General features: G+C 67.3%; 8 protein-coding genes. 2 read left to right on the plus strand and 6 right to left on the minus strand.

Annotated elements, in window-relative coordinates; all coding sequences use genetic code 11:
• Positions 1-195 precede the first annotated feature (195 nt).
• Complete coding sequence (phnE, locus tag Q0996_RS18170; RefSeq protein WP_299622971.1) at positions 196-1,065, plus strand: phosphonate ABC transporter, permease protein PhnE; 870 nt, start codon at positions 196-198, stop codon at positions 1,063-1,065.
• 16 nt (positions 1,066-1,081) lie between these two features.
• A complete protein-coding gene (locus Q0996_RS18175) occupies positions 1,082-1,738 on the plus strand; it encodes a chloramphenicol acetyltransferase (protein ID WP_299622973.1) in 657 nt (218 codons plus the stop codon).
• 9 nt (positions 1,739-1,747) lie between these two features.
• On the opposite strand, the gene Q0996_RS18180 is transcribed toward Q0996_RS18175, so the two are convergent.
• From Q0996_RS18180 to Q0996_RS18205, 6 genes are all read right to left on the minus strand, one after another.
• On the minus strand, positions 1,748-2,140 hold the full coding sequence (locus Q0996_RS18180; protein ID WP_299622976.1) for a hypothetical protein: 393 nt from the start codon (positions 2,138-2,140) through the stop codon (positions 1,748-1,750).
• 137 nt (positions 2,141-2,277) lie between these two features.
• Positions 2,278-3,240: an alpha/beta fold hydrolase gene (locus tag Q0996_RS18185; protein WP_299622979.1), complete on the minus strand. Its 963-nt coding sequence runs from the start codon at positions 3,238-3,240 to the stop codon at positions 2,278-2,280.
• A 183-nt stretch (positions 3,241-3,423) separates the two neighbouring features.
• Positions 3,424-3,903, minus strand: a complete 480-nt coding sequence (locus tag Q0996_RS18190) for a GNAT family N-acetyltransferase (RefSeq protein ID WP_299622980.1) — start codon at positions 3,901-3,903, stop codon at positions 3,424-3,426.
• An 84-nt stretch (positions 3,904-3,987) separates the two neighbouring features.
• Entirely contained in the window at positions 3,988-5,205 is a 1,218-nt protein-coding gene (locus Q0996_RS18195) for an alpha-D-ribose 1-methylphosphonate 5-triphosphate diphosphatase (RefSeq protein WP_299622983.1), read from the minus strand.
• Entirely contained in the window at positions 5,205-6,350 is a 1,146-nt protein-coding gene (locus Q0996_RS18200; RefSeq protein WP_299622985.1) for an alpha-D-ribose 1-methylphosphonate 5-triphosphate diphosphatase, read from the minus strand. Before Q0996_RS18200 ends, Q0996_RS18195 begins: the two co-directional genes overlap by 1 nt.
• Before the next feature lie 11 nt (positions 6,351-6,361).
• Positions 6,362-6,638: ATP-binding cassette domain-containing protein (locus tag Q0996_RS18205; RefSeq protein ID WP_299622988.1), on the minus strand; the 277-nt coding region annotated here is incomplete at its 5' end.

A 6,638-nucleotide genomic window follows, 5' to 3' on the forward strand; every position in this document is an offset into this window, starting at 1 on the left:
TTCGACGAGGAGCGACGCGGCCGCGGGCCAAATGCGCCGGATCCCTTCGGGACGGGGCAGATATGCGCCAGGGCCGCGTCGCGGACGCCTTGTGGGGGACCACCCCACGGCGCCGCCCGCTCCTAACCCTGGCGAATACCTGCTCCCGCCACGACGGCGAAATGGATGTCAACAGGCCCTAGGAGAACCGCAGCGATGCAGAAGATCACCGATGTGACCGCCGCAGAGATCGCCGCCGCCAGGGCGCGTCTGCCGCTCGCCTTCTCCGAAACCCCGCGCCAGAAGCTGATCAAGCTGGTGGGCTGGAGCGTCTTCTCGGCGCTGGTGATCTATACCTTGATCGCCTTCAACTTCTCGCCGGAGCGGATCTGGACCGGTCTCGGCAAGCTGGGCTTCGTCCTCAGCTTCATGCTGCCGCCCTATGTCTGGCCGACTTGGGAGCTGTTCATGGAGCCGGTGATCGCCATCGGCGAGACCCTGGCCATGGCCTTCCTGGGCACCCTGGGGGCCGCCCTGGTGGCCCTGCCCCTGGGCTTCCTCGGCGCCAAGAACATCCTGCGGGTGGAATGGATGCGGTTCGGCGTGCGCCGCGGTTTCGACACCCTGCGCGCCTTCGAGCAACTGGTGCTCGCGCTGATCTTCATCCGCGCCTTCGGCCTCGGGCCCCTGGCTGGGATCTTCGCCATCATGGTCTCCGACATCGGCTCCCTCTCCAAGCTCTTCGCCGAGGCCATCGAAAACGTCGAGAAGAAGCAGATCGAGGGGGTGCAGGCCAGCGGCGCCGGCTCCCTGCAGACCCTGCGCCTGGCGGTGATCCCCCAGGTGCTGCCGGTGATGCTCTCCAACGTGCTCTACTACCTGGAATCCAACACCCGCAGCGCCACGATCCTGGGAATCGTCGGGGCCGGCGGCGTCGGCTTCCTGCTCTACGACCGGATCAGCGCCAACAACTGGGACGAGGTGATGTCCATCGTCATCCTCATCCTGATCACCGTCTATGCCATCGACACCCTGTCCGGCTGGCTGCGCGGCAAGATCATCGGCAAGAACGAGTACCGGCCCTAGCGGGAGACCCACGATCATGAGCGAAGCGGCCAGACCTCTCGCGGTGCAGCGCCCGGCGAAGAAGCAGCTCGGCGAGGCGCCCCACATCCACGAGACCGCCGTGGTCGTCGGCTGCAGCCTTGGTGTCTACACCGACATCGGCGCGCGGACGATGATGAGCGACACGGCCTTCGGCGATTACAGCTACATCACCTCCGACTGCCATGTGATCGGCAGCCGCATCGGCAAGTTCTGCTCCATTGCCAGCCAGACCCGGATCAATCCCGGCAACCATCCGGTCTGGCGCGCCAGCCAGCACCACTTCACCTACCGCAGCCGGCAATACGGCCTGGCCGAGGCCGACGATACGGAGGTCTTCGCTTGGCGGGAGGCCAATGCCGTCACCCTGGGCCACGACATCTGGATCGGCCATGGTGCCACCGTGCTGGCGGGGGTGAGTATCGGCAGCGGCGCGGTGGTCGGCGCCGGCGCCGTGGTCAGCAAGAACGTGGCGCTTTACAGCATCGTCGCCGGCGTGCCCGCGCGGCCGATCAAAAAGCGTTTCGAAGACCCCATCGCCGAGCGCCTGCAGGCCCTGGCCTGGTGGGACTGGGAGCATGCCCGGCTGCACGCGGCACTGCCCGACTTCCGCGCTCTGAGTGTCGAAGCCTTCCTTGAGAAATACGGCGGCTAGAGCAAGGCCTCACTCGGCCGCCCGGCACAGGGTGTTCACACCGACCTTCTTTCCATCCACCAGGACTTCGACCTTGTTGGCGCCGATCTGTCTCCAGGTTTCGCACTGCCTCTTGTAGCCGTCGAACTTCCATTTGCGGCAGAACGTGTCGCCCTCGATTTCCCATGTACCGCTGATATCGAGCATCTTTCCGCTGTCCAACAGGGCCGCTCCGATGCCCTTGCCGTCTGCGGTTAAGCGAACGACCCCCGTGTATCCCTCGCCCGGCCCGCCGAGCGTCAAGGTCAACCCCTTCGCCAGCAATGATCTCAGGGTCTCTCCGGAGAGATCCTCTGCCCGCGAAGATGTGTTGGCCGTCAAGGAAGAAATCAAAATCACTGATAGTACGATGAGCGTGCGCATCTGAGTGTTCCCCCGTATTGCCACTGCCACAGCTGCGTGGCTTGCAAGATAACGGTGAATGTCACGAAAGCTATGCAACGTATATTAGCATATCCGCACGTCCGGGTATCGTCACCGGCCGCTGCGGCCTTGCGGCTTCAGAAAAAGATGGCCCGGCGCCCCTCCAGGGAACGGAACATGTCCTCGCTCGAGTGGCCGACGCCGGGGATCTGAATGACACGGGTTCTGTGTCCGGCCAGGAAGCGGTCGAGATGGGCCTTGAACAGCAGGCCGCGTTCCAGGCGGTGACGGCCCTGAAGCGCGGCAGCACAGGTCCGGTTCAGCGTCTTGTGGCCGGGATCGTTGTCGGCTGCCCCCAGCAGCAGGATCACCTCCCGCTCCCGCGCGCGCGCCAGGAGGATGTCTTCCCCGACTCGCCGCATGGCCCAATTGGGTCGTTCCAGGCCATAGGAGTAGCGGTTGTACCGGGGGCAGCGGGCGGCCTGGTACGGCAGAGCAAATCCTTGATCGCCCACTGTCGGCCGCTGCGCGTTCAGGTACAGATAGGTGCCCGGGTTGGCGACGACGTAACGCACCCGGACGTCGTCCAGCGCCGGCAACAAGGCCTGGACGACGGCGAAACGCTGGACGAACTGGCCGCCGGCGGAGTGGCCGACCAAGGTGATCTTGCGGAGGTTCGGAAAAAGCTCCTGGGCGCCAAGCTGCGTCAGCAGGCGTTCGACGGCGACGAAGGAGCTGATGCGCCCTTCGGGCCGGCTCGCCGAGTGGTCGCCCCTGCGCCAGTTGCGGTTCCTTCTCCAATAGACTTCCCCGACTCCCCGACGGGGCCGGTCGTCGCTTTTGATGGCAAAGCTCGGGGCGACCACCAGGGTCTTTCTGCGCAGTCCCTCGAGCCCTGCAGCGGCGGTGATCTGCGGAAAGTACTGGTGGGCATTGCGGTAGATGCCGTGCACGACGACGACCGCCCGCTCGATCTGCGGTGCAGGCCGATCCAGCGGATGGCTCGTATAGACCGGCAGGGCGAGGCCATCGCCCAGCGGAAACAGCGTCCAGCAACCCGGCCCGCCGAGGCAGGGCTCGGCGCCCACGGCCGGTGCCATCGGCATCAATCCCGCCAGGCCGCAAAGCAGCACCGCCACGAACCACAGGCGTCCAAAGATTAACCAATTCCGCACGATTGACCCCGGTCCAACAAACCCCTCTCCGTTGCCAAGCTAACGGTTGGGCTCGTGACTTATTCCCGGGTGGGGCGGCTCTGTGGCGGCTCTGGGGTGGCTCGAAACTCAGCCGCCGGCGTCGAGCGAGAGGGTCATGAAGACGCTGTTGGGATCGGGGCGGTAGCCGGCGAAGGGTGCGCAGAAATCGAAGCCGAAGCCGCGGTAGAGGGCACGGGCCGGCTCGAAGCCCGCCATGCTGCCGGTTTCCAGACTGAGCCGGCGGTAGGCGCGGCGCCGCGCCTCGGCGATGAGATGCTCCAGCAGCCGGCGGGCCACGCCCCGGCCCCGCGCCGCCTCGGCGGTGTGCATGGATTTGATCTCACCATGGCTGCCGTCGAGTTCCTTCAACGCCGCACAACCGAGCAGCTGCGCATCGTCCCAGGCGGTCCAGAAGGTGATCCCCGGCGCCCTGAGACCTTCGAGGTCGAGGGCATGGCGGCTCTCCGGCGGCGAGTGCAGCGCCATAACCTCAAGGTGCGCCAAGAGCAGTGCGGCGATCTCGGCCCCGCGCAAATCGTCTTCGCGGATGATCATGTGTCCGGGCATAACTGATTTGGTCAGCGGTACTCGTCGGGAGCCTTGCCCTGGCTTATCGCACTCGGATGTGTTTGGCCAGGAGGACCGAAAGTCCTAAGCCACCCGCTGCCCGCCGGTGTAGACAGTCCGTACCAGGGGGTGGTCGTCGATGAGGCGGACGCGGAGCAGGTCGGCCCGTTTGCCGGGGGCGATCTCGCCGCGGTCGTGCATCCCGGCGGCCTCGGCGGGGGCGAGGCTCGCGGTCCTCACCGCCTGGGGCAGGGAGAAGCCGACGTCCGACTGGGTAAGGCGGAAGGTGGCGGCGAGCAGGGAGATCGGCACGTAGTCGGAGGCCAGCGCGTCCAGCATCCCCGCCCTGGCGAGATCCAGTGCCGAAAGGTTGCCGGTCTGGGAGCCGCCCTTGACCACGTTGGGGGCGCCCATGATGGTCACCATGCCTTTGGCGCGGGCCGCCTCGGCCGCTACCAGGGTGGTGGGAAATTCCGAGATCGCCATGCCCAGGCGCGCCGCTTCCTCGACGTGCTCCAGGGTCTCGTCGTCGTGGGCGGCGACGGGGATGCCGCGTTCCTGCGACAGGCGGCAGACCGCCTCCCGATAGGTGGGCGCGAAGGTGCGCGAGGCCTCGGCGTCGCGGCGGAAGCGCTCGTCCACTTCATCCGCCGACACATGGAACAGCTTCACCAGCACCTCGCGGTACTTCTCGGCGTCGGGGAACTGGCGCTGGCCGACGGTGTGTTCCATGACCGAGACCAGGCGCAGCAGCGCGTGGTCCATAAGAGGTTCGATCTGGTCGAGCAGAGTCGGGTCGGTCACCTCGCAGCGCAGATGCAGCCTGTGCTGGCTCCGAAACAGGCCGAGGGACTCGCCCTTCTCCACCGCCGCCATCAGCCTGCCCAGAAGGTCGCGGCGGGTCTGGTCGGCATCGCGCAGGCCGACCACCAGGGAATCGAAAACCGTGGTGATGCCGGCGGCAGCCACCTGGGCGTCGTGGGCGATGGCCGCCTGCAGCGGGTCCCAGTGGACGCCGGGGCGCGGCACGGCATGGCGCTCGCAGTGATCGGTATGGAGATCGACGAGGCCCGGCAACAGCAGATCACCCTCGCAGTCGAGGGCGCCGGACGGCACCGCGCCACCCTCCGCCACCTCGGCGATCGCGCCCTCGGACACCGTCACGCGGCCGCGAAAGGCCGCCTCCGCCGTCACCACCAGGGCGTTGGCCAGGATGAGTGGGGCCGCCGCGGCGGCCCCCGGTCTCCCGCCCTTCGGGTCGCGCTTCTCGTCGCGCTCTTCAGCCAGTTGGTCCTGCAGCATCACATCACCCGCTTTCCGTCCCGCCAGACCGTGCGAACATGCGGCCTGTTCTCGATCATGGCAACCCGCAAGAGATCGGCCTTCAGCCCCGGCGCGACCCACCCCCGGTCGGCGAGGCCGGCGGCCCGCGCAGGGTTGCTGCTGACCTTGGCCACCGCCGTCGGCAGGGCGAGGTCGTGGGGCGCCTTGGTCAGCTCGAAGGCCGCCAGCAGCATGGCCGCCGGCACGTAGTCCGAGGCGAGGTTGTCCAACAGCCCCTCCGCCGCCAGCTCGGCCGCGGAGATATTGCCGGAATGGGAGCCGCCACGGATCAGGTTGGGGGCGCCCATGACGATCTGCATGCCGTGCTCGCGCGCCTTCTCGGCCGCCGCGCGGGTGGTGGGAAATTCGGAAACCGAGACGCCAAGCCGGGCCGCATCCTCGACATGTTCGACCGTCTCGTCGTCGTGGCTGGCAAGAGCCAGGCCCCGCGCCCGGGCCCGTTCGGCCAGATCGATGCGGTTCCGCGGCGCCACCGTCTCCAAGGCCCCCATCAACCGGTCGATGTGGGCGTCGGCTTCCGCCTCGCTCAGGTTCTGGTTCTTCATCGTGCGTTCGCGAAAGCGCTGCACATCCGGATACTGGCGATGGCCGGGTGCATGGTCCATCAGCGAGATCATGCCCACCGCCGCATGGTCGGCCACGGAATCGAAGAGCTCCACCACCTTCTCGTCGGTCACCTCGCAACGCAGGTGGACGATGTGGTCGGCGCGCAGCATCTCCCGTTCACGGGCCTCGCGCACCGCATCGATCATCGGGCGGAAGATCTCGTAGCGTTCCGGGTTCTTGATGCTGACCCCGACGCAGACGCAGTCGTAGGCGGTGGTGACGCCGCCCGCAGCCATCTGGGCGTCGTGGGCCAGCACCGCGGCGACCGGGTTCCAGCGCGTGCCGGGGCGCGGCAGGACGTGCTTTTCGAAGTGGTCGGTGTGCAGGTCGACAAGGCCGGGCAGAAGGTAGTCGCCCTCCATGTCCTCGGCGCCGGGCACCGCCGTGGCGCCGGCGTCGACTGCGCTGATCCGGCCGTCCTTGACCGAGAGACTGCCGTGGACGACCTCCTCCTCCAGCACCAGCCGGGCGTTGGTGAAGACTCTTTCGCCGTTCATACCGCTTCCCATCACGCTGCAAGGGCCCCGGCCTGGACGTCGAAGATCCCGTCGGCCACCGCGGCCCGCACCTCGTCGTCGTGGAAGATCCCGACGATAGCGGCGCCCCGGGCCTTGGCCTCCTGGATCAGCTCGATCACCACCGCGCGGTTGCCGGCATCCAGCGAGGCGGTCGGTTCGTCGAGCAGCAGGATGGGATAATCGACGGCGAAGCCGCGGGCGATGTTGACGCGCTGCTGCTCGCCGCCGGAAAAGGTGGCCGGTGCCAGGACCCACATCGCCTGCGGG

Origin of the sequence: Pelagibius sp. (assembly GCF_028289705.1) — a bacterium.
Taxonomy (GTDB): Bacteria; Pseudomonadota; Alphaproteobacteria; order Kiloniellales; family Kiloniellaceae; genus Pelagibius.